The following is a 25,692-nucleotide window of genomic DNA, read 5'->3' as shown; positions in this document are numbered from 1 at the left end:
CGCAGTTGTGCGGTCACTTGGGCGTGACCACCTTGTAGTTCTTGGGCACCTGGGCGTCCGGGCGGCGCAGGTACAGCGGCCGGGGCGCGGGCAGTTCCCCGCCCGCGGCCAGCCGCTCGGCGGCGAGGGACGCCAGGGCCGCGGCGGAGACGTGCTCGGGTTCGTGCACGACGGGGAAGGTGTCGGGGTAGAGCAGCGCCCCGGCCCCGACCGCGGGCAGCCCCGCGACCTTCTCGGCGATGTCCGCCGGCCTGTCCACGGCCGGTTCCGTGAGCCGGGTGCGCGAGTCGGCGTACGTCGCCCAGTAGACCTCTTTGCGACGAGCGTCGGTGGCCACGACGAACGGGCCCTTCTCGATGTCGGCCGCGTAGGCCAGCGCGTCGAGCGTGCACAGGCCGTGCACGGGCACGCCCAGCGCGAGTCCGAAGGTGTCGGCGGTCATCAGACCGACCCGCAGGCCGGTGTAGGGGCCGGGACCGATGCCTACGACGATCCCGGTGACGGCGTCCAGCTTGACCCCGGCCTCGGCAAGGACGCGGTCGACGGCCGGCAGCAGCAGCTCGCCGTGCCGGCGTGCGTCCACCTGGCTCGACGAGGCGATGACGGCCTCACCGTCGTGCAGGGCGACGGTGACGGCGGGGGTGGCGGTATCCAGAGCGAGCAAGAGCACGCGAACAGCCTACGGCTCCGGCGCCGCGAGCACGGCCGCCAGGGACGGACGGTCACCGACTGCTACGGTCTGTACGTAGTACGACATATACGGCTAGACACGCAGCTACATACACGACCAGACGCACGGCTGGGCATTCGGCGAGTCAGAGGTGGCGCACGTGGCAGGGACCAGCTCGGGAATCGTGGCCGGCCTCACCGCGGCGGCCGTCGGGGCGGTCGGCCTCCTTGCCTACCAGGCCTCGGCCACCGTCCCGCCCGGCCTCGGCGGCAGGCCGGCGGCGAGCGGTATGCCCGGAGCACCGGGAGCGTCGGCATCCAAGGCCCCCCGCGACCACCGCCACCCCACCGCCCTGCCGGGCGCCTCCGGAACAGGTGAACGAGTGGTGTACTCGGTGGACGACGACCGGGTCTGGCTCGTCAACGAGCGCAACCGCGTGGAGCGCACCTTCAAGGTGAAGCCCGGCACCCTCGACCCGGCCCTCGGCGCCTACTGGGTGACGTCCCGCGCCAAGGCCGTGACGGGCACGGACGGCCTCCCCATCGAACACGTCGTCCGCTTCACCACGACGAAGGACGGCATGGCGATCGGCTTCAGCGCGGCTACCGCGAACGCGGCCACGGAACCCCCGGACCCGACGGTGCCGACGGGCGGCATCCGCGAGACCCGCCGCGACGGCGACGCGACCTGGAAGTTCGCAACGATCGGCGTGAAGGTGATCGTGATCCGCTAGCTGTTCAGGGGCGCCGGCACAGGCGCCCCTTCAGGGGCGCTGGGGGTACCCCCGGCCGAAGGCTGGGGGAGGAACTGCGCGACCAGCCACAACACACCCGCACAGACCCACCGGCCGACCCTGCCTAGGCAGCCTTACGGCCCTGCTCAACCGGCCTCACCGGCAGCTCCGGCGCTCTCGGAGGCCGGGACACCGCGTCAGCGGCCGCACAGGCCGCCAGAAGCTCACGCATGGAAACCCCGGCCACCACAACCGGCGGCCGCTCCGGGCACGGACCCGCGGACATGGGCGCCTCCTGAGGTACGGGGGCGGACGTAGTTAGGTACACCTAACTACGGACTGGATACCATGTGACCACGCCCGATACGTCCGGCGCAATATCTTGCCGACGCCTTGTCGGAATGTTCACGAGGTCCTCAGCCCGCACCCAGCACCCCCCCAGGCACCTCAGGCACCTCAGGCACCTCAGGCGGAGAGCACCCCCAGCTCCACCCCGGCCCACCGCTCCCCCAGCCCCGCCAGGGTCACATGGCGTACCTCGTCGGTCGTGTCCCCGACCGCCCGGTGGATCCGGACCATGAGCCGGTCCTCGGTCAGCTCCTCGACCTTGCCCTCGCCCCACTCCACGACGATCACGGACTCGGGCAGCGAGACGTCGAGGTCCAGGTCCTCCATCTCGTCGAGCCCGCCGCCCAGGCGGTACGCGTCGACGTGGACGAGCGGCGGCCCGTCCCCCAGGGCCGGATGGACCCGGGCGATCACGAAGGTCGGGGAGGTGACGGCGCCGCGCACGCCGAGCCCCTCGCCCAGTCCACGGGTCAGCGTCGTCTTGCCGGCGCCGAGTTCCCCGCTGAGCATCACTAGGTCACCGGCGCGCAGCAGTTTGGCCAGTCTGCGGCCCAGCTCCGCCATCTGCCCCGGGGAACTGACGATCAACTCGGTCTCAGCCTGGCTGTGCCGTGCTGCTGGTGCTTCCATAGCCACTTACCGTAGCCCCTGCCGGCACCGCGCCTGCGCGGGTGAGCAGGTCGGCAAGGCGGTCGGTGACCACTTCCGGGTGCTCCAGCATGACCAGGTGCCCGGCGTCCGGGACCAGCACCAGCTCGGCGTCGGGCAGCAGGTCGGCGATGACCTCGCTGTGCTCGCTGGGCGTGACGAGGTCCTGGACCCCGGCCAGCACCAGCACCGGCAGGTTCTGGAAGTGGGCGAGGGCCGCGGTCTTGTCGTGGTCGACGAAGGCCGGGTAGAACTCGGCGACCACGTCGATGGGCGTGGACTCGATCATCCGCTCGGCGAACCGCTCGACGGCCGGGTCGATGTCCCTGCTCGCGAACGAGTACCGCTTGATGACCCCGGCGAAGAGGTCGGCGGTGATCTGCCGCCCCTTCTCCACCAGCGCGGCCTGCGTCCCCAGCGCCTTCAGCACCCCGGGCAGCACCCGGCGCACCGCGTTGACGCCGGCGACGGGCAGCCCGAAGTTGACCTCGCCGAGCCGCCCGGACGACGTACCGACGAAGGCGGTCGCCACGACCCGCTCCCGCACCAGCTCGGGGAACTGCGCGGCCAGCGCCATCACGGTCATGCCGCCCATCGAGTGACCGACAAGGACGATCGGCCCTTCAGGAACGGCCGCGTCGAGCACGGCCTTCAGATCCCGGCCCAGCTGGTCGATGGTGACCGGCACGCCGTCCTCGTGCTGGGCGACGCCCCGCCCGGAGCGGCCGTGGCTGCGCTGGTCCCAGTGGACGGTGCGGACGACCCCGCGCAGGGCCGCGCGCTGGAAGTGCCAGGAGTCCTGGTTGAGGCAGTAACCGTGGCTGAAGACGACGGTGACGGGCGCGGGGGCCTTGCGGCCGAAGAGGCGGCGACGGCGCGGGGAGACGGCCTGGCCGGTGTCGGGTTCGGCGTCGTCGACCTCGTAGTACAGCTCGGTGCCGTCGTCGGCGATCGCCTTGCCGGGCGTGCCGCGCAGGGTGCCGTACGGTCCCGCCGAGTCCAGGGCCAGCCGGGCCTTGCGGCGCATCCCGCGGCCGACGGTCATCCGCTCCAGGGCGACCCCGGCGGCCGCGCCGGCGGCGAGCACTCCTATGGCGGCGCCGGCGACACCGGTCACCTTGCGCCAGCTGCCCCCGGCCGCCTCCGTGGCGGAGACGACGGCCGCCGCGGCGTCCGCTACGGCCTCCGCACTGCTCTCGCTCACGTACCGCTCCTCTTCGCCGTACTGCAGTTCGCTGCTTCGATGACACGGGTGTCACTGACGAGGCGGCGGCTGTTACCGCCGTTACGGCTGTTGCCGTTGTTGTGACTGTTGCCGCTGTTACAGGTGTAACCCGGTTGCGCCGCTGCCGAACCCCGGAGACTCAGTCGCCGTCCCCTGGTTCCTGCCCATTCGGTTCCTCGTTCACATAGACGCGGGGAACCCGGGTTCCGATGCGCGTGACGATTTCGTATGCAATCGTGCCCGCGGCCTGGGCCCAGTCCTCGGCGGTGGGTTCGCCCCCGTCGCCCGGGCCGAACAGCACGGCCCGGGAGCCGACTTCGGGCTCGTCGCCGCCGAGGTCGACGACGAACTGGTCCATGGCGACGCGCCCGGCGACCGTCCGCCATTTGCCGCCGACCAGCACCGGTCCGGTGCCGGAGGCGTGCCGCGGGATGCCGTCCGCGTAGCCCACGGGGACGAGCCCGAGCGTGGTCTCACCGGGCGTGACGTAGTGGTGCCCGTAGCTGACGCCGTGCCCGCCCGGTACGTGCTTCACCAGGGCGAGGGAGGCGGACAGGGTCATGACCGGCCGCAGGCCGAAGTCGGCCGCGCTGCCCAGCTCGGGGCTGGGCGAGACGCCGTAGAGCGCGATGCCCGTACGGACGAGGTCGAAGTGGGACTCGGGGAGGGTGAGGGTGGCAGGCGAGTTGGCGATGTGCCGCACCTCGGGGCGCACGCCCTGCTCCTCGGCGTACGCGAGCATCTCCCGGAAGAGGGTGAGCTGGGCGGCGATGGAGGGGTGCCCGGGTTCGTCGGCGCAGGCGAAGTGGGACCACAGCCCGGTGATCCGGACCCGTCCCTCGGCCTCGGCACGCAGCGCCGCGCTCACCAGCTCGGGCCAGTCGGCGGGCTGGCAGCCGTTGCGTCCGAGGCCGGTGTCGGCCTTGAGCTGGACACGAGCGGGCCAACCGGCTTCCCGGGCCGCCGCGACCACCTCGCGCAGGGCCCACATGCCGCTCACCGACACATCGAGGTCCGCCTCGACGGCCTCCCGCCAGGGCCCGCCCGGGGTCCACAGCCAGCACATGATCCGTACGTCCGCCGGCAGCCCGGGGTCCGCGCGCAGCTCCAGGGCCTCCTCGGGGGTGGCCGTACCGAGCCAGCTCGCGCCCGCCTCGACGGCCGCGCGGGCACACCGGACCGCCCCGTGGCCGTACGCGTCGGACTTCACCACGGCCATCAGTGCCGCGCCCGGCGCGAGGGCACGCAGGGTCCGCACATTGGCCCGCAGGGCGGCCAGATCGATCTCGGCGCGGGCGCGCAGGGGCGCGGTCGGTGCAGGTGCTGTCTCACTCATCGCGCCCCCAGTGTCTCAGAGGCCTCCGACAGCCCTCCGGCGCAGGCCCCCGGTACCGGGCCGGCAGTGGGCCCGGACACCTCAGGTACCCGTACGGTGGCCCCACACGTAGACCTTGTCGCCCTTCTTCAGCACGTCCCACAGCTTCTTCGCGTCGCCGAGCTCGAGGTTCACACAGCCCCAGGAGCCGACGGTGGTGTAGATGGAGCCGTACACGGCGTGGAAGGCCTGTCCGCCGTCGAAGAACTGGGCGTACGGCATGGGCGAGTTGTACAGCGTGGACCAGTGGTTCTTGTGCCGCCAGTAGACGGAGTGCCACCCGGCCCGGGTCGCGTACCCCTTGCGCCCGCTCCGCATGGGCACCGGTCCGAAGACGACCTTGTCGCCCTTCTGCACCCAGGTGACCTGCCGGTTGAGATCCACGCAGGCGACCTTGTACGACTTCACGGGGCAGTTCTTCTTGGCGTTCGGGTTCTTCTTCGCCGAGAGGAGCATCATCTGGTACCAGGTCACAGGGCCGGCGAACCCGATCGCCGGCTTGATCCTGTGCTGCGTCTGGAACTTCTGGATGGCCTTGCAGTCGGACGCGGACTGCCTGCCGTCCACCTTCAGCTTCAGCCACTGCTCGATCTGCTTCTGATACGGCCCGGTCTGCTTGGAGCAGCTCACCTTGGAGGCGGCGTCGCTGAGCGGCACGTACTCGATGAGGTCGTACGTCCCCGGCAGCGCCGCCTTGGGCTCGACGGCGTCCTCCTCGGCGCTGGGCGTGTACACCTTCGGCGGCAGCGCCTGGTCGGGGGTGTCGATCTGCCAGGGCTGCGCGGGCCCCGGCGCGACGCCGGGCACCAGGTCCGACTCGGGGATGGCGGCGGGGGGTTCGGGAACGGTGTCGGCGGCGACGCTTCCGGCGCCGAGGGAGAGCACGCTCACGACGGCGACGAGCCCGACCGCGACACCGCGAGCCGCACCACCCCGATCACGCACGATTCGTCCACTAATCATGCGATCAGACAACCCCGCACACCCAACGATTCCGCGAAGCCGCGCGGCGAGGTCACCCGAGGGATGCACGCGCCCGAGCCGAAGCGCCCCGCCAGGGGCGCGGGGAACTGCGCGCCCAGCCCCCCACGCACCCGCAGCCGAACCACGACCGCCTCCCGCAGGGTGACTCCTCGGCCTACCGAGGAAGCGCCCCGTAGGGGCACGGGGAACTGCGCGCCCAGCCCCCACCCACCCGCAGCCGAACCACCACCGCCTCCCACAGGGTGACCTCTCGGCCTACCGAGTCGGGTGGGTGGGTGGGAAAACCCCCCGCCAAGCCGACCCCAGCCGCTCAGCGACCGCGTGCGCAACCGTCGGCGCCCCCTCCGCCGCGAACCGCCCCGCGAGCCCGTGCAGATACGCGGCCACACTCCCCGCGTCCCGCCCGTCCAACCCCGACGCCAGCAGCGACCCCGCCAGCCCCGACAGCACATCCCCGCTCCCGGCGGTGGCGAGCCACGGCGTCCCCGTCGCGTTCACCCGTACGGCCACCTCTCCCCCCGGCTCCGCCACCAGCGTCGTCGACCCCTTCAGCAGCACCGTCGCCCGATAGGCCGCCGCCAGCTCCCGCACCGCCGCGAGCCGCCCGGCCTCGACCTCCTCACGCCGTACCCCCAACAGCGCCGCGGCCTCCCCGGCGTGAGGCGTCATCAGCGTGGGCGCCGTACGCCCGCGCACCACGTCCCGGCCGGCCAGCCGCAGCCCGTCCGCGTCGACCAGCACCGGCACCTCCTCCGCCAGCACCTCGGCGACGGCGTCGGCGTCGTCGCCGACCCCCGGTCCGACCACCCACGCCTGCACCCGTCCGGCCTTCCGCGGCCCCCCATCCGACACCAGCGTCTCGGGAAAACGGGCCAGCACCTCGTCCCCGGCGGGCCCGACGTAGCGCACGGCGCCCGCCCCGCCCCGCAACGCCCCCGCGACCGCGAGCACGGCCGCCCCCGGATAGCGCGCCGACCCGGCCGCGATCCCGACCACCCCCCGCCGGTACTTGTCGCTCTCCGCCGACGGCGCCGGCAGCAGCCGGGCCACGTCCACGTCCTGCAACGCCTCCAGCCCGGCCTCCTCGGGCAGCTCGAGGCCGATGTCGACCAGCCGTACCGAACCGGCGTACTCCCGCGCGGGGTCGATCAGCAGCCCCGGCTTGTGCGTCCCGAAGGTGACGGTGAGGTCGGCCCGTACGGCCGCGCCCCGCACCTCGCCGCTGTCCGCCTCGACCCCGCTCGGCAGGTCCACGGCGACGACGGCGGCCCGCGACCGCTCCACGACCGCGACCAGCGCGGCCGCCTCGGGCCGCAGCCCGCCCTTGCCGCCGATCCCCACGATCCCGTCGACGACGAGATCGGCCCGCAGGACCAACTCCTCGGCGGCGAGCGGAGAATCGGCCGCCACGACCCTCCCGCCCGCCCGGCGCAGCGCCGCGAGTCCGCCCCCGTGCGTACGCTCCGGCGCGAGCAGCACGGCCGCGACCCCCGCCCCTCGCCTCGCCAGCCGCGCCCCGGCGTACAGCGCGTCCCCGCCGTTGTCCCCGCTGCCGACGAGCAGCACCACCCGGCTGCCGTACACCCGTCCGAGCAAGTCGGCGCAGGCGGCGGCCAGCCCGGCGGCGGCCCGCTGCATCAGCGCCCCCTCCGGCAGCCGTGCCATCAGCTCCCGCTCGGCCGCCCGTACCGTCTCCACGCTGTAAGCAGTCCGCATGCCCCGAGTCTCCCCCGGAACCCACGGGACGCGCATCCGCCGACGGCCCCGGGGGTCACCCCTCCGCGATCACCACCGCCGACGCCACGCCCGCGTCGTGACTGAGCGACACATGCCAGGACCGCACCCCGAGTTCCGCCGCGCACGCGGCCACGCTGCCCTTCACCCGCAGCCGTGGCCGCCCGCTGTCCTCGACGAGCACCTCCGCGTCCGTCCAGAGCAGTCCGGGCGGCGCACCCAGCGCCTTGGCCAGCGCCTCCTTCGCCGCGAACCGCGCCGCGAGCGAGGCGACACCGCGCCGCTCGCCGCTCGGCAACCACAACTCCCGCTCCACGAAGAGCCGCCCGGCGAGCCCGGGAGTACGCTCCAGCGACTCCCGGAACCGGTCGATCTCGGCAACGTCGATTCCGACCCCGATGATGCTCATGGTCAGCACCCTAAGGTCACTCCACGGTGACCGACTTCGCCAGGTTGCGCGGCTGGTCCACCTCGTTGCCCCGGGCGGTGGCCAGTTCGCAGGCGAAGACCTGGAGCGGAACCGTCGCGACGAGGGGCTGCAGGAGGGTCGGGATGGCCGGGATGCTGATCAGGTGGTCGGCGTAGGGGACGACCGCTTCGTCGCCCTCCTCCGCGATCACGATGGTGCGGGCGCCGCGGGCCCGGATCTCCTGGATATTGGAGACGATCTTGTCGTGCAGGACCGAGCGGCCCCGCGGGGACGGGACCACGACCACCACCGGCAGGTCCTCCTCGATCAGCGCGATCGGACCGTGCTTCAGCTCGCCCGCCGCGAAGCCCTCGGCGTGCATGTACGCCAGTTCCTTGAGCTTCAGGGCGCCTTCGAGGGCCACCGGGTAGCCGACGTGCCGGCCGAGGAACAGCACCGTCTTCTTGTCGGCCAGGGAGCGGGCCAGCGCCCGTACCGGTTCCATGGTCTCCAGGACCCGGTCGACCTCGCCGGAGATCTGGGACAGGTCCCGGATCACGGCACTGATCTCGTCGCCCCACTTGGTGCCCCGGACCTGGCCGAGGTAGAGGGCCACCAGATAGCAGGCGACCAGCTGGGTGAGGAACGCCTTGGTGGAGGCGACCGCCACCTCCGGGCCGGCGTGGGTGTACAGCACCGCGTCCGACTCGCGCGGGATCGTCGAGCCGTTGGTGTTGCAGATGGCCAGCACCTTGGAGCCCTGCTCGCGGGCGTGCCGCAGCGCCATCAGGGTGTCCATGGTCTCGCCGGACTGGGAGATGGCGATGACGAGCGAGCGCGAGTCCAGGATCGGGTCGCGGTAGCGGAACTCGCTGGCCAGCTCCACCTCGCACGGGATGCGCGTCCAGTGCTCGATGGCGTACTTGGCGATCAGGCCGGCGTGGAAGGCCGTACCGCACGCGACGATGACCACCTTGTCGACCTCGCGCAGCTCGGCGGCGCCGATCCGGACCTCGTCGAGCTTCAGTGAGCCGTTCGCGTCGATGCGGCCCAGGAGCGTATCGGCGACCGCCTTGGGCTGCTCGGCGATCTCCTTGAGCATGAAGTAGTCATAACCCCCCTTTTCCGCGGCCGACGCGTCCCAGTCGACGTGGTACGAACGGACGTCCGCCGGGGCGCCGTCGAAGCCCGTGACGGTCACGCCGTCCCGGCGCAGCTCCACCACCTGGTCCTGGCCCAGCTCGATCGCCGACCGCGTGTGGGCGATGAACGCGGCGACGTCCGAGGCGAGAAAGGCCTCGCCCTCCCCAACGCCCACCACGAGCGGGGAGTTCCGGCGCGCGCCCACGACCACGTCCGGTTCGTCGGCGTGCGCCGCGACCAGCGTGAACGCGCCGTCGAGACGCCGGCACACCAGCCGCATCGCCTCGGCGAGATCGGCGGTGGCGGAGAACTCCTCGGCGAGCAGATGTGCGACGACCTCGGTGTCCGTCTCGGACGCCAGGTCGTGCCCGCGCTCCGCCAACTCGGCGCGCAGCGCGGCGAAGTTCTCGATGATCCCGTTGTGGACGACGGCGACCCGGCCCGCGTTGTCGAGGTGCGGATGCGCGTTGGCGTCCGTCGGCCCGCCATGGGTGGCCCAGCGGGTGTGCCCGATACCGGTGGATCCGGTCGGCAGCGGTCGTTCCAGCAGTTCCTTCTCCAGATTGACCAGCTTCCCGGCCTTCTTCGCCGAGGCCAGCCCGCCGTCCGCGAGCACGGCGACACCGGCCGAGTCGTAACCCCGGTACTCCAGCCGCTTGAGCCCGGCGACCACCACATCGAGCGCCGACTGCGCCCCCACGTATCCCACGATTCCGCACATGGGCGGCAGCCTAAGTGCCGGACCGCACCCCAACACGGCGCAGCGTGCCCGAAATCGGAAATTATACCGAGGTCAGAACCGGGCCGTCCTCACACCACCGTCGGCGGCTTTCCGCCATACGCCCGCTCCGTGCGCGACTTCACGCCATTCCGTGTGCGGTACCCGGAGCGAAATCGGTTGCCCGACCACGGAATCGGCTACATAGCATTACGCGCGCTTGCCCTGCACATGACCATGCGGGCGGGCGCGCACCGGCCGCCGACCGGGGCCGACGCCGCCGCGCCCATCACGTTCCACGACGGAAAGGAAAGGAAGCGATGACAAAGCTCGTGTCATTTCCCTCCAGCGAATCGGGGGAGGACCTCGACTGGTTCGCCACTTCCGCCCTTTTCGACGATGTGGCCGCCTTCGTTCTCCGGTATGTGGCGGACGATCAGGCGAAGCGAGATGTCACCGCGGGTATCGCGTCGGGCCATGTGTTCATCGGGGAACTTCCCGAGCCCGATCAGACGAATGTCCTGACCGCGTTGCGTGACGCGTTCGTCCAGTACGTCGATTCCGAGCTCTATCCACCGCAGGTGACCGCTCGGATGGACTACCCGGAGATCTTTGTCGTGCGCGCCAAGTCGCTCGCGCAGATGGCGAGCAGAAGCATCGCCCTGCGCAGCTCTTCCGGAGCCGGGCCGGCCGGCAAGGGCCGAGGGCCCCGGGCGGAGTGAGGAGAGCGGCGTGCGCCTCCGCGCTGCCGGAGTCCTCGATCACGCAGGTCGTCGGCGCGGAGCCGGCACCGCCGCGGGGCGGTCCGGGGCCCACGTGACGGACCCCACCCGCCATCCCGTTCAAACTCCGTTAACAATGGAATGTGATCTCTCCGGTCTCCTCGATCTCCCGGAGCGCCCACCGGCACAGGCCGGAGGCGACTCCCTACGTCGACCTCACCCGCTCCGAGTGGAGTGCGCTGCGCGACAAGACGCCGCTGCCGCTCACCGCCGAGGAGGTCGAGAAGCTGCGTGGCCTCGGCGACGTCATCGACCTCGACGAGGTGCGGGACATCTATCTCCCGCTCTCCCGGCTGCTCAATCTGTACGTCGGTGCCACGGACGGCCTCAGAGGCGCCCTGAACACCTTCCTCGGCGAACAGGGCTCGCAGTCCGGCACCCCGTTCGTGATAGGCGTCGCCGGCTCGGTGGCCTGCGGCAAGTCCACGGTCTCCCGGCTCCTGCAGGCCCTGCTCTCCCGCTGGCCCGAGCATCCGCGTGTCGAGCTGGTCACCACCGACGGTTTCCTGCTCCCCACCAAGGAGCTCGAAGCCCGCGGGCTGATGTCCCGCAAGGGGTTCCCCGAGTCGTACGACCGCCGGGCCCTGACCCGTTTCGTCGCCGACATCAAGGCCGGCAAGGACGAGGTCACCGCCCCCGTCTACTCGCATCTCATCTACGACATCGTCCCGGACCGCAAGCTCACGGTCCGCCGCCCGGACATCCTGATCGTCGAGGGCCTCAACGTCCTGCAGCCCGCCATGCCCGGCAGCGACGGCCGCACCCGGGTCGGCCTCGCGGACTACTTCGACTTCAGCGTGTATGTCGACGCGAGCGCTGAGGACATCGAGAACTGGTACCTCAACCGCTTCAGGAAGCTGCGGCAGACCGCCTTCCAGGACCCCGACTCGTACTTCAGGAAGTACACCCAGGTGTCGGAGGAGGAGGCCGTGGACTACGCCCGCGGCCTCTGGCGCACCATCAACAAGCCCAACCTGGTGGAGAACATCGCCCCGACCCGGGGCCGCGCCACCCTGGTCCTCAGAAAGGGCCCGGACCACAAGGTCCAGCGCCTGAGGCTGCGCAAGCTGTAGCGCCCCTCAGCGGGGGCGCCCCTCAGCTGGAGCGCCCCGTAAGGGGCGCTGGGGGTACCCCCGGCCGAAGGCTGGGGGAGGAACTGCGCGACCGGCCATGACGAACCGTCAGCCCGCGACGCACCTTCCCCGGCACCCCGAACCCGGAACGGCGTTACCCCAAAGCGGACTTGACGGCGTCAGCCAGCCGCCCCGCCACCGACCGCGCCTGCTCGATGTCCGCGGCCTCCACCATCACCCGCACCAACGGCTCGGTCCCCGAAGGGCGGAGCAGCACACGCCCCGTCTCCCCCAGCTCCCGCTCCGCCTCGGCCACCGCCGCCGCCAGGTCCGCCGAGGTCTTCACCCGCGTCCTGTCGACGTCCGGCACGTTGATCAGCACCTGCGGCAGCCGCTCCATCACACCGGCCAGCTCCCGCAGGGACTTCCCGGTCTGCGCGACCCGCGCCGCCAGCAGCAGCCCGGTCAGCGTGCCGTCGCCCGTCGTCGCGTGGTCGAGGATGATGACGTGGCCGGACTGCTCGCCGCCGAGGGCGTAGCCGTGCTCCTTCATCTCCTCCAGGACGTACCGGTCACCGACCGCGGTCTGGACGAGGTGCAGCCCCTCCCGCTCCAGCGCCAGCTTGAAGCCGAGGTTGGACATGACGGTGGCCACGACGGTGTCGGCGCGCAGCGCACCCCGCTCGCGCATGGCCAGGGCCAGGACGGCCATGATCTGGTCGCCGTCGACCTCCTCGCCGGAGTGGTCCACGGCCAGGCAGCGGTCCGCGTCCCCGTCGTGCGCGATGCCGAAGTCGGCCCCGTGCTCGACGACCGCGGCCTTCAGCGGGCCGAGGTGGGTCGACCCGCAGCCGGCGTTGATGTTGAGGCCGTCCGGCTCCGCGCCGATGGTGACGACCTCGGCACCGGCCCGGCGGAACGCCTCCGGCGAGACCCCCGCGGCCGCGCCGTGCGCTTCGTCCAGGACGATCTTCAGGCCTTCGAGCCGGTTGGGGAGGACGGCGAGCAGATGGGCGATGTACTGCTCGGCCCCCGCGTCGTACGACCGCACCCGGCCGACGCCCGCGCCGGTGGGGCGCTCCCAGGGCTCGCCGTGCCGGTGGGACTCGTACACGGCCTCGATCTTCTCCTCCAGCTCGTCGTCGAGCTTGTGCCCGCCACGGGCGAGGAACTTGATGCCGTTGTCGGGCATGGCGTTGTGGCTGGCGGAGAGCATGACGCCGAGGTCGGCGCCGAGCGCGCCGGTGAGGTGGGCGACGGCGGGCGTCGGGAGGACGCCGACGGTCAGTACGTCCACGCCCGCGCTCGCGAGGCCCGCGACCACGGCCGCTTCCAGGAACTCCCCGGACGCGCGCGGATCCCGTCCGACGACCGCCGTAGGCCGGTGGCCCTCGAACGTGCCCGCCTCGGCCAGCACGTGCGCCGCCGCGACGGACAGGCCGAGCGCCATCTCGGCGGTCAGGTCCGCGTTGGCGACACCGCGCACGCCGTCCGTGCCGAAGAGTCGTCCCACTTGTCCTCCTGAGGAAGCGTCCTTGCTGCCAGGACATGATGGCAGGCGCTTTGTGATGCGATCACACCAGCCTTTGAGCGTCTTGTGTCGTTATACGCCCTTGGCCGGGATAAACGAACGCCCCGACGGCACATGTGGCGTGCCGCCGGGGCGTTCGGAGTACGTTCCGGGCCAGTGGGACCCGTATGCGTACGAGCAGGCAGCTGGCGATTAACGCTTGCTGTACTGCGGGGCCTTACGGGCCTTCTTCAGACCGGCCTTCTTGCGCTCGACCGCACGGTCGTCGCGGCGGAGGAAGCCGGCCTTCTTGAGCGGGCCGCGGTTGTTGTCGACGTCGGCCTCGTTCAGCGCGCGGGCGACACCGAGACGGAGCGCACCGGCCTGGCCGGAGACACCGCCACCGGCGATGCGGGCGATGACGTCGTAGCGGCCTTCGAGCTCGAGCACCTTGAAGGGCTCGTTGACTTCCTGCTGGTGCACCTTGTTCGGGAAGTAGTCCTCGAGGGTGCGACCGTTGATCTTCCACTTGCCGGTGCCCGGGACGATCCGGACGCGGGCGATGGCGTTCTTGCGACGGCCCAGGCCGGCGGCCGGCTGCGGGTCGCCGAAGCGGGACGCGAGGGACTCGGAGGTGTACTCGCCCTCGACGGGGACGTCCGACTCCGTGGTGTAGCTGTCGATGTCAAGCTCTTCGAGCGGCTGCTCGGCAGTGGTCTCGGCCACGATGCTCCTCAGATTCTCTTCAGTCTTAGGGGGTGGCCGGAACTACTGCGCGACCTGGGTGATCTCGAACGGAACCGGCTGCTGAGCAGCGTGGGGGTGGTTCTCGCCTCGGTAGACCTTCAGCTTGGAAAGCATCTGACGGCCCAGGGTGTTCTTGGGGAGCATGCCCTTGACGGCCTTCTCGATGGCCTTCTCGGGGTTCTTGTCGAGCAGCTCGTCGTAACGGACGGAGCGCAGACCACCCGGGTAGCCGGAGTGGCGGTACGCCATCTTCTGGGTCCGCTTGTTGCCGGACAGGTGCACCTTGTCGGCGTTGATGATGATGACGAAGTCACCGGTGTCGACGTGGGGCGCGTAGATCGGCTTGTGCTTGCCGCGGAGAAGGGACGCGGCGGTGGTGGCGAGACGGCCCAGGACGATGTCCTGAGCGTCGATGACATGCCACTGGCGAGTCACATCGCCGGGCTTGGGGCTGTACGTACGCACTTCGCAGCCTTCTTCTTCAGTGGATGGGTGCTGACACATGGCATCACTGAAGCGATCGTGCAGCTGGGGACGACAATGCCGGGGACGCTGCCCGTATGCCGCCCACTGGTAACTGCTCCAGGGAACCTAGGTAGAGGCCACTCCCGTGAGAATGAGCGAGCCAATACACAACGAAGAGTCAGCGTACCGGGACGCCCCCGGGCGGGTCAAAACGAGCCCTCGGCGACACTCCCGGGACATCGAAGGCGCACGGCGGTACCGGGATGCTCCCCTGTGCCCCAAAGGTCCACTATCACCGTTCGTACTGTCGCACCGGCACCCCCCTTCGCCCGTCTAAGATGCGCCCCATGAGCTATGGGCAGGGGGGACCTCAGTCCCAGTGGGATCCCTGGAAACCGCAGTCGCAGCAGCCTTGGCGCGACAGCTCCGGGCCGACCCCGGACTGGGCCGCGCTCGCGGATGCCTCGGAAACGCGGAACAAGCGGCGCAGAGTGCTGTTCATCGGCGGCGGCGCGGTCGCCACGCTGGCGATCGGCACGGCCGTCGCCATGGCCGTGGTGTCCGCGAACGGCGACAACAACGCCTCCGGCACGCCCTCGAACCTGCCCGCGAGCGCCTCGCTGCCCAGCGACTCGGCCGACTCGGCGCCGTCCTTCGCGCCGACCAGCGCGCCGCCGCCGCTGGACCCGAAGGAGTTCATATCCAGCGTGCAGAAGGACACGGCTCCGCTGAGCGCTGAGACCCTCTTCCCGGGCACCCAGCTGACCATGGGCGCGACGGTCTACAAGAAGGGTGCGACGGCCGACACCAAGAACTGTGCGTCGGTCTCCAAGGGCACCCTCGGCGGCGTCCTCACCAAGAACAACTGCACGCGCATGCTGCGGGTCACCTACTCCAAGGACGGCGTGGCGGTGACGGTCGGCGTGGCCGTCTTCAACACCGAGGCCCAGGCCACGAAGGCCAAGACCGAGGCCGACAAGAAGGGCTTCGTCACCTCGCTCGCGGGCGCGGGCGTCAAGTCCTTCTGCGACTCGGGTGTCTGCCGTACGACGGTCAATTCCTACGGCCGCTACGCCTACTTCACCACCGCCGGCTTCCAGAACGGCAAGGACGTCACCACCAAGGACACGAAGGTCTTCCAGACCGGCGACGACCTGGCCGAGTTCACCTTCCGCCAGATCCGCAGGCGCGGCGAGGCCCAGGCGTCGGCGGCCGCGAACCAGTGATGCGCCCGCGCCCCCGACGGGACGCTCAGCAGCAGCCGGCGGACGGGAGCGACCGCTTGTTGCGCGCTTCCTTGTTGCGCGCCGCGAGCAGCTCGTCCGCCGGGTAGCCGACCTCTTCCAGGGTCAGCCCGTGCGGCCGTACGACGTGCACGGCCGAGTCCCTGACACCCGCGGCCAGCACCTTCCCGGGCCACTCGGGACCCCGGTGCCCGTCCCCCACGAACAGCAGCGCGCCGATCAGGGACCGCACCATGTTGTGGCAGAAGGCGTCGGCCCGCACGGTCGCCGTGACGACGCCGTCCGCCCCCCGCTCCAGGCTCAGCTCCTGGAGGGTGCGGATGGTCGTGGCCCCCTCTCGCCGCTTGCAGTAGGCGGCGAAGTCGTGCTCGCCCACCAGCCGCGCCGCCGCCTCGTTCATGGCCGCCACGTCCAGGGGCCAGTCGTGCCACAGGACGTGGTTGCGGAGCAGCGGGTCGACACCGCCGGGGTTGTCGGTCACGCGGTACGCGTAGCGGCGCCAGACGGCCGAGAAACGGGCGTTGAAGCCTGCCGGAGCCTCCGTGAGGGACCACACCCGGACGTCCTTCGCAAGCCGCCCGGCGAGCCGCTTCAGCAGCTTCTCGCGGTGCTCCGCCCACAGCCCGGCGGGCAGGTCCACGTGCGCGACCTGCCCGCGGGCGTGCACACCCGCGTCGGTGCGTCCGGCCACGGTCAGCTCGTAGGTCGTGTCCCTGGTACGGGTCACCGTACGAAGCGCGTCCTCGATCTCCCCCTGCACGGTCCGCTTCCCGCCGGCCTGCTTGGCCCAGCCGTGGAAATCGGTCCCGTCGTACGACAGGTCGAGACGGACACGGACGTAACCGGGCTGAACTTCGTCACTCACACGGAGATCCTCTCAGGTAAAGAAAAGCGGGCCCGCCCCTCGAAGGGAACGGACCCGCTCATGCGCCCCGTAGGGGGCGCGGGAACTGCGCGACCGGCCACGACGGACCGGCAGCCAAAGGACGGCCTTACGCCTCCTTCGGCTCCTCGGCCTCCGGCGCCGCGTCCTCGACGACCTCGTCGGCCTTGGTCTCCTCGACCTTGGCCTCCTCGGCCTCCTTGACCGCACGCTTCGTCGCGGCCTCGGCCTCACCGGTCGCCTGCTGCGCCACCGTCAGCGCCTCGACCAGCTCGATGACAGCCATGGGCGCGTTGTCGCCACGGCGGTTACCGATCTTGGTGATACGGGTGTAGCCACCCGGACGGTTCTCGTAGCGCGGGCCGATCTCGGTGAAGAGCGTGTGGACGATGCTCTTGTCCGTGATCACCTGGAGCACCTGACGGCGGTTGTGAAGGTCGCCCTTCTTCGCCTTGGTGACCAGACGCTCGGCGTACGGGCGCAGGCGGCGGGCCTTCGCCTCGGTGGTGGTGATGCGGCCGTGCTCGAAGAGGCTCTTCGCCAGGTTCGCGAGGAGCAGCTTCTCGTGCGCGGCGCTGCCGCCCAGACGGGCACCCTTGGTGGGCTTCGGCATTGTTCTTCTCCTGTGTGTCTGCCCCGGCCGTATCAGGTACCGGAGTCAGTATCCGAGCAGACGGTTGTCTGTCGGAGATCCGGGCGCCTTTTCAGACGCCCGGAGGGTCCACGCCCCGTAAGGGGCGCGGGGAACTGCGCGACCAGCCACAGCGGGCCCCGCAGCCGCAGAACCGGCCTCCTCGCGGAGCGCTCAGTACTGCTCGGTCTCGACGAACCCCGCATCCACGTCGTCGTCGGCGCCAAAGGCGTCCGCCGCAGCCGTGGGGTCGAATCCGGGCGGGCTGTCCTTGAGGGCCAGGCCCATGCCGGCCAGCTTCGCCTTGACCTCGTCGATGGACTTCGCACCGAAGTTGCGGATGTCCAGGAGGTCCGCCTCGGAGCGCGCCACGAGCTCACCCACGGAGTGGATGCCCTCACGCTTGAGGCAGTTGTACGACCGAACGGTGAGCTCCAGCTCCTCGATCGGCAGCGCCAGGTCGGCGGCGAGGGCGGCGTCCGTCGGGGACGGGCCCATGTCGATGCCCTCGGCGTCGATGTTCAGCTCGCGGGCGAGACCGAACAGCTCGACCAGGGTCTTGCCGGCCGAGGCCATGGCGTCACGCGGACGCATCGCCTGCTTCGTCTCGACGTCGACGATCAGCTTGTCGAAGTCGGTGCGCTGCTCGACACGGGTCGCCTCGACCTTGTACGTGACCTTCAGCACCGGCGAGTAGATGGAGTCGACCGGGATACGGCCGATCTCCTGGCCCACCTGCTTGTTCTGCACGGCGGAGACATAACCGCGGCCACGCTCGACCGTCAGCTCCATCTCCAGCTTGCCCTTGCCGTTGAGCGTGGCGAGGACCAGATCGGGGTTGTGCACCTCGACACCGGCCGGCGGCGCGATGTCGGCGGCGGTGACCAGACCCGGCCCCTGCTTGCGCAGGTACATCACGACCGGCTCGTCGTGCTCCGAGGAGACGACCAGCTGCTTGATGTTGAGGATCAGGTCGGTGACGTCCTCCTTGACGCCCGGCACGGTGGTGAACTCGTGCAGCACGCCGTCGATCCGGATCGACGTGACAGCCGCGCCGGGGATCGAGGACAGGAGGGTACGGCGAAGGGAGTTGCCGAGGGTGTAGCCGAAGCCCGGCTCCAGCGGCTCGATCACGAACCGGGAGCGGAACTCATCGACGACCTCTTCGGTCAACGAGGGGCGCTGAGCGATCAGCATGTGTGGATCAGATCCTTCTTTCGTGGACGCCCGCTATTTGACGCCCGACGGAACCGCACCCGTAGGAGTGCGGGTACTGCAAGGGTACGGGCGGCAGGCCCCTTACGGAGCCGACCGCCCGGACCCTGAAAGCCAGCCGTGCGTCAGACGCGGCGACGCTTCGGCGGACGGCAGCCGTTGTGCGGGGTCGGGGTGACGTCCTGGATGGAGCCGACCTCGAGGCCCGTGGCCTGCAGGGAGCGGATCGCGGTCTCACGACCGGAACCCGGGCCCTTGACGAACACGTCGACCTTGCGCATGCCGTGCTCCTGGGCGCGGCGGGCAGCCGACTCGGCGGCCATCTGCGCGGCGAACGGCGTGGACTTCCGGGAGCCCTTGAAGCCGACGTGGCCGGCGGAGGCCCAGGAGATCACGTTGCCGGACGGGTCCGTGATCGAGACGATCGTGTTGTTGAACGTGCTCTTGATGTGCGCGTGGCCGTGAGCGACGTTCTTCTTTTCCTTGCGGCGCACCTTCTTGGCAGCGCCCTGACGACCCTTGGGGGGCATCTACAAACTCCTACGGGGAGGTGGTCGGTCCTACAGCGAAGACCGCTGATGAAGCGTTGTCCGCTGAGGACTACTTCTTGCCCGGCTTCTTCTTGCCGGCGATGGCGCGACGCGGGCCCTTGCGGGTGCGGGCGTTGGTGCTGGTGCGCTGACCGCGGACGGGCAGGCCGCGACGGTGACGGAGACCCTGGTAGCAGCCGATCTCGACCTTGCGGCGGATGTCGGCCTGGATCTCGCGACGGAGGTCACCCTCGGTCTTGATGTTGTTGTCGACGTACTCGCGGATCGCGACCAGCTGCTCTTCGGTCAGGTCACGAACACGGGTGTTCGGGTCGATGCCCGTCTCCGCCAGCGTCTGCTGCGAAAGGGTCCGGCCGATGCCGAACACATAGGTGAGGGCGACCTCCACGCGCTTTTCGCGCGGGATGTCAACACCGGAAACGCGTGCCATTCAATGGCTCCTGGTGATCTTCGGAGGTCTTCCACAGGGACCGGTTCCCAGCCGCCGTACCAGGTACGAACTGGGTCCCCGGCCTCCGAACCGGGGGTGTCAGGCACCTTCGGCGCCTGGGTCCTGCGTATGAACAAATTCAGCTCGCGTCGCGCGAAACTCTGCGATGTCGATGCAGAGGGAATGGTCGTGCGTCAGCCCTGGCGCTGCTTGTGGCGCGGGTTCTCGCAAATGACCATGACCCGACCGTGACGGCGGATCACCCTGCACTTGTCGCAGATCTTCTTGACGCTCGGCTTGACCTTCATGGGATTGAGGTTCTCCGGGTCAGTTGCCGGCAGCCCCGCTCACACGGGACCTGGGCAAGATCTACTTGTAGCGGTAGACGATCCGGCCACGCGTCAGGTCGTACGGAGACAGCTCCACCACGACCCGGTCGTCAGGGAGGATGCGGATGTAGTGCATACGCATCTTGCCGCTGATGTGTGCCAGGACCTGGTGGCCGTTCTGGAGCTCGACCTTGAACATGGCGTTCGGAAGAGACTCGACGACAGTGCCCTCGATCTCGATGGCACCTTGCTTCTTGGCCACGCTTCGCCCTTCGAATCGACTACCTTGATCGACTCCCGCACTGTCCCTTGCGGGCGCATGCGGACATGCGGGTGCACGAGAGCCGACGAGTCAGTCTACGTCAGCGCACCCGGAAAGACGAATCGAGAAATCCTGCCCAAGAGCACAGATCATTAAGCGCCCATTATGGGGAGCGCCCCGTCTGCAGCGCCCCGTCAGAGGCGCGGGGAACTGCGCGACCAGCCCCCACCGGGGCCGCGCGTCAAAACGGTGCTCAGCCCAGCGGATCCGGCGCAGCCGTGATCCCGAGCTCGGCCAGCTTGGCCTTACCCCCGTCAGGAGAGGTGAGCACCAAGGGCCCAGCCTCGGTCAGCGCAACACTGTGCTCCCAGTGCGACGACCATGTACCGTCCGTGGTGATCACGGTCCAGTCGTCCGACAGGACCTCCGTGCGCGGCGTCCCCAGCGACACCATCGGCTCGATGGCCAGGCAGAAACCGGGAACCAGCTTCGGCCCCTTCCCGCGCCGCCGGTCGACGTAGTTCAGCAGGTGCGGGTCCATGTGCATCTCGGTGCCGATGCCGTGACCGCCGTAGTCCTCGATGATCCCGTACTTGCCGCCGCCCGGCTTCGGCTGCCGGCGGATGTACGTCTCGATCGCCCGGGAGACGTCGACGAGTCGGCTGCCCTGCTTCATCGCCGCGATACCGGCCCACATCGACTCCTCGGTGACCCGGGAGAGCTCGATCAGCTCCGGAGCGTGACCGGAGCCCACGAACGCCGTGTAGGCCGCGTCGCCGTGCCAGCCGTCGACGATCGCACCGCAGTCGATGGAGATGATGTCGCCGTCCTTGAGAACGACGTCCTCGGAGGGGATGCCGTGGACCACCACGTCGTTGACGGAGGTGCAGATGGTGGCGGGGAAGCCGCCGTAGCCGAGGAAGTTCGACTTGGCGCCGTGCTCGGCGAGGACCTTGCGGGCCACCTCGTCCAGGTCCTTGGTGCTGGCGCCGGGGACCGCGGCCTCGCGCGTCGCCGCGTGGATGGCCGCGACGACCAGGCCCGCCGCACGCATCTTGGCGATCTGCTCGGGCGTCTTGATCTGCACCATGGGTGGCCTGCGCTCTCCGTCACTCACGTCAACGTCAACTACACAACAGTACGGCCGCGGCACCCGAGGGGGGTACCGCGGCCGGAACCGCTGGAAAACTACTTCTCGTCGTCCCCGTCACGCCCCAGCGCGTCCAGCGCGCGCTTGGTGACCTCGTCCACCGGACCCAGAGCGGAGATCGTCGCGACCAGGCCCTGCGTCTTGTAGTAGTCGATGATGGGCTCGGTCTGCGTGTGGTAGACCTCCAGCCGCGTACGGACGGTGTCCTCGGAGTCGTCGTCGCGCTGGTAGAGCTCGCCGCCGCAGACGTCGCAGACGCCCTCGACCTTCGGCGGGCTGTAGGTCACGTGGAAGACGTGGCTGTTGTCCTTGCGGCACAGCCGGCGGCCCGCGATCCGCTTGACGACCTCGTCCTCGGGGACTTCGAGGTCGAGTACGGCGTCCAGCTTGATCTTCTCGGTCTTCAGCAGCTCGTCCAGCGCCTCGGCCTGCGAGACGTTGCGCGGGAAACCGTCCAGGAGGAAGCCGTTGACAGCGTCCTGCTGCTCCATGCGGTCCTTGGCCATGGCGATGGTGACCTCGTCGGGGACGAGGTTGCCGGCGTCCATGTAGGACTTCGCGAGCTTCCCGAGCTCCGTCTGCTGGCTGATGTTGGCGCGGAACAGGTCGCCCGTGGAGATGTGCGGGATCTTCAGCTCCTTGGCAAGGCGAACGGCTTGCGTTCCCTTACCGGCGCCAGGCGGCCCGACGAGGACGATTCGCATCAGCGGAGGAACCCTTCGTAATTGCGCTGCTGGAGCTGGCTCTCGATCTGCTTCACCGTTTCCAGGCCCACACCCACGATGATCAGGATGCTGGTGCCACCGAACGGGAAGTTGTTGCTCGCCCCAAAGCCCACCAACGCCATCGTCGGCACGAGAGCGATCAGCCCCAGATACAGCGAACCCGGCCAGGTGATCCGGTTGAGCACGTACGACAGGTACTCAGCGGTCGGTCGGCCAGCCCGGATGCCCGGGATGAAGCCACCATACTTCTTCATGTTGTCGGCTACTTCCTCGGGGTTGAAGGAGATAGCGACATAGAAGAACGCAAAGAAAACGATCAGCAAGAAGTACGAAACGATGTAAATCGGGTGGTCACCCTTGGTCAGGTTCTGGCTGATCCAGGTCTTCCAGCCCGAGTTCCCACCGGCGAACTGCGCCACGAGCGCGGGAATGTACAGCAGCGACGAGGCGAAGATGACCGGGATCACACCGGCCTGGTTCACCTTGAGCGGGATGTACGTGGACGTGCCGCCGTAGGAGCGGCGGCCGATCATGCGCTTCGCGTACTGCACCGGGATGCGGCGCTGAGCCTGCTCGACGAAGACCACCAGCGCGACCATGACCAGACCGACCGCGATGACCGAGCCGAACTCGATCCAGCCGCCGGCCAGGGTGCCCGACTTCTTGATGCTCCACAGCGCGGACGGGAAGGTGGCGGCGATCGAGATGAACATCAGGATCGACATGCCGTTGCCGATGCCGCGGTCGGTGATGAGCTCGCCCAGCCACATGACGACGGCCGTACCGGCGGTCATGCAGATGACCATCGTGATGGTGGTGAAGATCGCCTGGTCCGGGACGATGCTGGAGGCGACCGTGCAGCCGGAGAAGAGGGCGCCGCTGCGGGCGGTGGCCACCAGGCCGGTGCCCTGCAGGATGGCGAGCGCCACCGTCAGGTAACGGGTGTACTGCGTGATCTTCGCCGTACCCGCCTGGCCCTCCTTCTTCAGGGCTTCCAGACGCGGGATGACCACCGTCAGCAGCTGAAGGATGATGCTCGCCGTGATGTACGGCATGATGCCGAGCGCGAAGATCGTGATCTGGAGCAGCGCGCCGCCGCTGAACATGTTGACGAGACCGAACAGGCCCTGGTTGCCGGAGGCCTCGTTCACACACGTCTGGACGGCTTTGTAGTTGACGCCGGGGATCGGGATGTGGGTGCCGACCCGGTAGACCACGATGATGGCCAGCGTGAAGAACAGCTTCTTGCGCAGGTCGGGCGTCCTGAACGCCCGGGCGAACGCGGTGAGCACGGTGCCTCCTGCGACCCCCGCGCAACAGCGTCAAGGGTGACGGTCTTGAGGTTCGACGAATGGGAAAAAGAACAGTGCTGGCCACCTTACCGGCCGCACTGCCCCCCTAGGAACGACCAACCGGGGATACCCCATTGTGAGGTATCCCCGGTCGGGAGTTGCTTACGTCATCGAGACGTCCGAAAAAATCAGACGAGCTCGGTGACAGTGCCGCCGGCGGCGGTGATCTTCTCCTTGGCGGAGCCGGAGACGGCGTCGACCGTCACCTGCAGCGCCACGGAGACCTCACCCTGGCCGAGGACCTTGACGAGGCTGTTCTTGCGAACGGCACCCTTGGCGACGAGACCCTCGACGGTGACCTCGCCACCCTCCGGGTACAGCGCGGCCAGCTTGTCGAGGTTCACGACCTGGAACTCGGTCTTGAACGGGTTCTTGAAGCCCTTCAGCTTCGGAAGGCGCATGTGGAGGGGCATCTGCCCACCCTCGAAGCGCTCCGGAACCTGGTAACGGGCCTTCGTACCCTTGGTACCACGACCGGCCGTCTTACCCTTCGACGCCTCACCACGACCGACACGGGTCTTGGCGGTCTTGGCGCCGGGGGCCGGACGGAGGTTGTGGATCTTGAGCGGGTTGCTCTCCGCCATGATCAGTCGACCTCCTCAACCGTCACGAGGTGGCGGACGGTGTGCACCATGCCGCGGAACTCGGGGCGGTCCTCCTTGACGACCACGGTGTTGATCCCCTTGAGACCGAGGGACCGCAGGGTGTCACGGTGGTTCTGCTTGCTACCGATGTACGACTTCGTCTGCGTGACCTTGAGGCGAGCCATTACGCACCCGCTCCCGCACGCGCACGAAGCAGAGCCGCGGGGGCGACGTCCTCGAGAGGCAGACCGCGGCGGGCCGCGACCTCCTCCGGACGCTGCAGGCCCTTCAGGGCCTCCACGGTCGCGTGCACGATGTTGATCGCGTTGTCGGAGCCGAGCGACTTCGACAGGATGTCGTGGATACCGGCGCACTCGAGCACGGCACGCACCGGACCACCGGCGATAACACCGGTACCCGGGGACGCGGGCTTGAGCAGCACGACGCCGGCAGCCTTCTCACCCTGGATCGGGTGCGGGATGGTGCCCTGGATACGCGGGACCTTGAAGAAGTGCTTCTTGGCCTCCTCAACGCCCTTGGCGATGGCGGCCGGCACCTCCTTGGCCTTGCCGTAACCGACACCCACGGTGCCGTCACCGTCGCCCACCACGACCAGCGCGGTGAAGCTGAAGCGACGACCACCCTTCACAACCTTGGCGACGCGGTTGATCGCGACAACGCGCTCAACGTACGCGGTCTTCTCGGCGGCAGCAGCGCCGCCGTCACGGCCCTTCCGGTCCCGCCGCTCGCCGCCACCGGCACCGCCACCGCGGCGCTGGGGTCCAGCCATTGGATTACCTCTCTCTTTCCGCTAGCTACAAGCGGCTCAGAACTTGAGCCCGGCCTCGCGGGCGGCGTCCGCCAGAGCCGCGATGCGGCCGGCGTACTGGTTACCACCACGGTCGAACACCACGGCCTCGACACCGGCGGCCTTGGCACGCTCGGCGACCAGGGCGCCGACCTGCTTGGCCTGCGTGGACTTGTCGCCCTCGCCACCACGGACCGACACGTCCAGGGTGGACGCGGAAGCCAGGGTGTGGCCCTTCAGGTCGTCGATCACCTGCGCCACGATGTGGCGGTTGGAGCGGGTCACGACCAGACGGGGACGCTCCGCCGTACCGGAAAGGTTCTTGCGGATCCGGATGTGACGGCGCTTGATCGCGGCGCGCTTGTAGGCGTCGCCCTTGAGGATCTTCTGCCCGTATGCCATGGCTTACTTACCCGCCTTTCCGACCTTGCGGCGGATGACTTCGCCCTCGTACTTGACGCCCTTGGCCTTGTACGGGTCGGGCTTGCGCAGCTTGCGGATGTTGGCCGCGACCTCGCCGACCTTCTGCTTGTCGATGCCCTCGACCGAGAAACGGGTCGGAGCCTCGACCTTGAAGGTGATGCCCTCGGGGGCCTCGACCACGATCGGGTGGCTGTAACCGAGCGCGAACTCGAGGTTCGCACCCTTGGCGGTCACGCGGTAACCGACACCGCTGATTTCGAGCTTCTTCACGTAACCCTGGGTCACGCCGGTGATCATGTTCGCCACCAGCGTGCGGGACAGGCCGTGCAGGGCCTTGCTCTGACGCTCGTCGTTGGGGCGGGTCACCGCAAGAGTGCCGTCCTCGCCCTTGGCGATGTCGATCGGAGCCACGATGGTGTGGGTCAGCTCGCCCTTGGGGCCCTTGACCTGCACCGTGCGGCCGTCGATGGTGACGTCCACGCCGGCGGGAACCGCGATGGGGAGCTTGCCGATACGCGACATAGCTGTTTCCTCCGTTCCC

At 69.4% G+C, this 25,692-nt stretch carries 30 protein-coding genes; 4 read left to right on the top strand and 26 right to left on the bottom strand.

Features of this window, described 5'->3' with window-relative positions; genetic code table 11:
• Positions 1 to 13: 13 nt before the first annotated feature.
• Positions 14 to 670 (bottom strand): tRNA (adenosine(37)-N6)-threonylcarbamoyltransferase complex dimerization subunit type 1 TsaB, encoded by a 657-nt coding sequence (tsaB, locus tag ACIRR9_RS00260; protein ID WP_365341461.1) that lies wholly within the window; start codon positions 668 to 670, stop codon positions 14 to 16.
• Positions 671 to 830: 160 nt separating this feature from the next.
• Here tsaB and ACIRR9_RS00255 point away from each other — a divergent pair, with 160 nt between their 5' ends.
• The gene (locus tag ACIRR9_RS00255; RefSeq protein WP_365341463.1) at positions 831 to 1,403 is read left to right on the top strand and encodes a hypothetical protein; all 573 of its coding nucleotides are present in this window, start codon (positions 831 to 833) and stop codon (positions 1,401 to 1,403) included.
• 465 nt (positions 1,404 to 1,868) lie between these two features.
• Here the strand turns inward: ACIRR9_RS00255 and tsaE are convergent, their stop codons facing one another.
• From tsaE to glmS, 7 genes are all read right to left on the bottom strand, one after another.
• Positions 1,869 to 2,381, bottom strand: a complete 513-nt coding sequence (tsaE, locus tag ACIRR9_RS00250; RefSeq protein WP_365341465.1) for a tRNA (adenosine(37)-N6)-threonylcarbamoyltransferase complex ATPase subunit type 1 TsaE — start codon at positions 2,379 to 2,381, stop codon at positions 1,869 to 1,871.
• Entirely contained in the window at positions 2,347 to 3,603 is a 1,257-nt protein-coding gene (locus ACIRR9_RS00245) for an alpha/beta fold hydrolase (protein ID WP_384568429.1), read from the bottom strand. Before ACIRR9_RS00245 ends, tsaE begins: the two co-directional genes overlap by 35 nt.
• 160 nt (positions 3,604 to 3,763) lie before the next feature.
• A complete protein-coding gene (gene alr, locus ACIRR9_RS00240) occupies positions 3,764 to 4,960 on the bottom strand; it encodes an alanine racemase (protein ID WP_403745942.1) in 1,197 nt (398 codons plus the stop codon).
• 81 nt (positions 4,961 to 5,041) lie between these two features.
• Entirely contained in the window at positions 5,042 to 5,962 is a 921-nt protein-coding gene (locus ACIRR9_RS00235; protein WP_403745939.1) for a L,D-transpeptidase family protein, read from the bottom strand.
• A gap of 276 nt (positions 5,963 to 6,238) precedes the next feature.
• Positions 6,239 to 7,699, bottom strand: a complete 1,461-nt coding sequence (locus ACIRR9_RS00230) for an NAD(P)H-hydrate dehydratase (protein ID WP_403745937.1) — start codon at positions 7,697 to 7,699, stop codon at positions 6,239 to 6,241.
• 55 nt (positions 7,700 to 7,754) lie between these two features.
• Positions 7,755 to 8,126, bottom strand: coding sequence for a holo-ACP synthase (locus tag ACIRR9_RS00225; RefSeq protein WP_365341475.1), 372 nt, complete (start codon positions 8,124 to 8,126; stop codon positions 7,755 to 7,757).
• A 16-nt stretch (positions 8,127 to 8,142) separates the two neighbouring features.
• Entirely contained in the window at positions 8,143 to 9,990 is a 1,848-nt protein-coding gene (gene glmS / locus ACIRR9_RS00220; RefSeq protein ID WP_403745934.1) for a glutamine--fructose-6-phosphate transaminase (isomerizing), read from the bottom strand.
• A 317-nt stretch (positions 9,991 to 10,307) separates the two neighbouring features.
• Here glmS and ACIRR9_RS00215 point away from each other — a divergent pair, with 317 nt between their 5' ends.
• Together ACIRR9_RS00215 and coaA are read left to right on the top strand one after the other, a co-directional pair.
• Positions 10,308 to 10,709, top strand: a complete 402-nt coding sequence (locus ACIRR9_RS00215; protein WP_403745931.1) for a hypothetical protein — start codon at positions 10,308 to 10,310, stop codon at positions 10,707 to 10,709.
• Between the two features lie 143 nt (positions 10,710 to 10,852).
• Entirely contained in the window at positions 10,853 to 11,842 is a 990-nt protein-coding gene (gene coaA, locus ACIRR9_RS00210; RefSeq protein ID WP_403745929.1) for a type I pantothenate kinase, read from the top strand.
• A gap of 154 nt (positions 11,843 to 11,996) precedes the next feature.
• On the opposite strand, the gene glmM is transcribed toward coaA, so the two are convergent.
• The 3 genes from glmM to rplM all read right to left on the bottom strand — a co-directional run bounded on the left by glmM (position 11,997) and on the right by rplM (position 14,564).
• Positions 11,997 to 13,355, bottom strand: a complete 1,359-nt coding sequence (gene glmM, locus ACIRR9_RS00205; protein ID WP_403745926.1) for a phosphoglucosamine mutase — start codon at positions 13,353 to 13,355, stop codon at positions 11,997 to 11,999.
• 210 nt (positions 13,356 to 13,565) lie between these two features.
• Entirely contained in the window at positions 13,566 to 14,078 is a 513-nt protein-coding gene (gene rpsI / locus ACIRR9_RS00200) for a 30S ribosomal protein S9 (RefSeq protein WP_123974782.1), read from the bottom strand.
• A gap of 42 nt (positions 14,079 to 14,120) precedes the next feature.
• Positions 14,121 to 14,564 (bottom strand): 50S ribosomal protein L13, encoded by a 444-nt coding sequence (gene rplM, locus ACIRR9_RS00195; protein WP_123974783.1) that lies wholly within the window; start codon positions 14,562 to 14,564, stop codon positions 14,121 to 14,123.
• Positions 14,565 to 14,911: 347 nt separating this feature from the next.
• Between rplM and ACIRR9_RS00190 the strand changes: the two genes are divergently transcribed.
• Positions 14,912 to 15,790 carry a hypothetical protein gene (locus ACIRR9_RS00190; protein ID WP_403745924.1) on the top strand — a complete coding sequence of 293 codons (879 nt, stop codon included), beginning with the start codon at positions 14,912 to 14,914 and terminating at the stop codon, positions 15,788 to 15,790.
• 25 nt (positions 15,791 to 15,815) lie between these two features.
• On the opposite strand, the gene truA is transcribed toward ACIRR9_RS00190, so the two are convergent.
• The 15 genes from truA to rplF all read right to left on the bottom strand — a co-directional run bounded on the left by truA (position 15,816) and on the right by rplF (position 25,673).
• Positions 15,816 to 16,673, bottom strand: coding sequence for a tRNA pseudouridine(38-40) synthase TruA (truA, locus tag ACIRR9_RS00185; RefSeq protein WP_384569874.1), 858 nt, complete (start codon positions 16,671 to 16,673; stop codon positions 15,816 to 15,818).
• 127 nt (positions 16,674 to 16,800) lie between these two features.
• Positions 16,801 to 17,304, bottom strand: a complete 504-nt coding sequence (rplQ, locus tag ACIRR9_RS00180) for a 50S ribosomal protein L17 (protein WP_384569871.1) — start codon at positions 17,302 to 17,304, stop codon at positions 16,801 to 16,803.
• A 192-nt stretch (positions 17,305 to 17,496) separates the two neighbouring features.
• Positions 17,497 to 18,519, bottom strand: a complete 1,023-nt coding sequence (locus ACIRR9_RS00175) for a DNA-directed RNA polymerase subunit alpha (RefSeq protein WP_019055532.1) — start codon at positions 18,517 to 18,519, stop codon at positions 17,497 to 17,499.
• A 143-nt stretch (positions 18,520 to 18,662) separates the two neighbouring features.
• The gene (gene rpsK, locus ACIRR9_RS00170; RefSeq protein ID WP_003956432.1) at positions 18,663 to 19,067 is read right to left on the bottom strand and encodes a 30S ribosomal protein S11; all 405 of its coding nucleotides are present in this window, start codon (positions 19,065 to 19,067) and stop codon (positions 18,663 to 18,665) included.
• 70 nt (positions 19,068 to 19,137) lie between these two features.
• Complete coding sequence (rpsM, locus tag ACIRR9_RS00165) at positions 19,138 to 19,518, bottom strand: 30S ribosomal protein S13 (RefSeq protein WP_031167100.1); 381 nt, start codon at positions 19,516 to 19,518, stop codon at positions 19,138 to 19,140.
• A gap of 194 nt (positions 19,519 to 19,712) precedes the next feature.
• Positions 19,713 to 19,826, bottom strand: a complete 114-nt coding sequence (gene rpmJ / locus ACIRR9_RS00160) for a 50S ribosomal protein L36 (RefSeq protein WP_003998809.1) — start codon at positions 19,824 to 19,826, stop codon at positions 19,713 to 19,715.
• A 61-nt stretch (positions 19,827 to 19,887) separates the two neighbouring features.
• Positions 19,888 to 20,109, bottom strand: coding sequence for a translation initiation factor IF-1 (gene infA, locus ACIRR9_RS00155; protein WP_003948620.1), 222 nt, complete (start codon positions 20,107 to 20,109; stop codon positions 19,888 to 19,890).
• 253 nt (positions 20,110 to 20,362) lie between these two features.
• A complete protein-coding gene (gene map, locus ACIRR9_RS00150; protein ID WP_403745920.1) occupies positions 20,363 to 21,199 on the bottom strand; it encodes a type I methionyl aminopeptidase in 837 nt (278 codons plus the stop codon).
• A gap of 98 nt (positions 21,200 to 21,297) precedes the next feature.
• Entirely contained in the window at positions 21,298 to 21,963 is a 666-nt protein-coding gene (locus tag ACIRR9_RS00145; protein WP_403745917.1) for an adenylate kinase, read from the bottom strand.
• Positions 21,963 to 23,276 (bottom strand): preprotein translocase subunit SecY, encoded by a 1,314-nt coding sequence (gene secY, locus ACIRR9_RS00140; RefSeq protein WP_403745915.1) that lies wholly within the window; start codon positions 23,274 to 23,276, stop codon positions 21,963 to 21,965. The genes ACIRR9_RS00145 and secY overlap by 1 nt, the downstream gene beginning before the upstream one ends.
• A 188-nt stretch (positions 23,277 to 23,464) precedes the next feature.
• Positions 23,465 to 23,920, bottom strand: coding sequence for a 50S ribosomal protein L15 (gene rplO, locus ACIRR9_RS00135; protein ID WP_123974791.1), 456 nt, complete (start codon positions 23,918 to 23,920; stop codon positions 23,465 to 23,467).
• A 2-nt stretch (positions 23,921 to 23,922) separates the two neighbouring features.
• Entirely contained in the window at positions 23,923 to 24,105 is a 183-nt protein-coding gene (gene rpmD / locus ACIRR9_RS00130) for a 50S ribosomal protein L30 (protein ID WP_006376032.1), read from the bottom strand.
• A complete protein-coding gene (gene rpsE / locus ACIRR9_RS00125; RefSeq protein ID WP_015658456.1) occupies positions 24,105 to 24,710 on the bottom strand; it encodes a 30S ribosomal protein S5 in 606 nt (201 codons plus the stop codon). The genes rpmD and rpsE overlap by 1 nt, the downstream gene beginning before the upstream one ends.
• Positions 24,711 to 24,746: 36 nt before the next feature.
• Complete coding sequence (gene rplR, locus ACIRR9_RS00120; protein ID WP_365341498.1) at positions 24,747 to 25,130, bottom strand: 50S ribosomal protein L18; 384 nt, start codon at positions 25,128 to 25,130, stop codon at positions 24,747 to 24,749.
• 3 nt (positions 25,131 to 25,133) lie between these two features.
• Positions 25,134 to 25,673 (bottom strand): 50S ribosomal protein L6, encoded by a 540-nt coding sequence (gene rplF / locus ACIRR9_RS00115; RefSeq protein WP_365341500.1) that lies wholly within the window; start codon positions 25,671 to 25,673, stop codon positions 25,134 to 25,136.
• Positions 25,674 to 25,692 lie beyond the last annotated feature (19 nt).

It is taken from the genome of Streptomyces sp. NPDC101234, assembly GCF_044767525.1.
GTDB classification, from domain to species: Bacteria; Actinomycetota; Actinomycetes; order Streptomycetales; family Streptomycetaceae; genus Streptomyces; species Streptomyces sasae.
The sequence above is the reverse complement of the archived record's forward strand: the minus strand, read 5'-3'. Positions and strand labels throughout refer to the sequence as shown.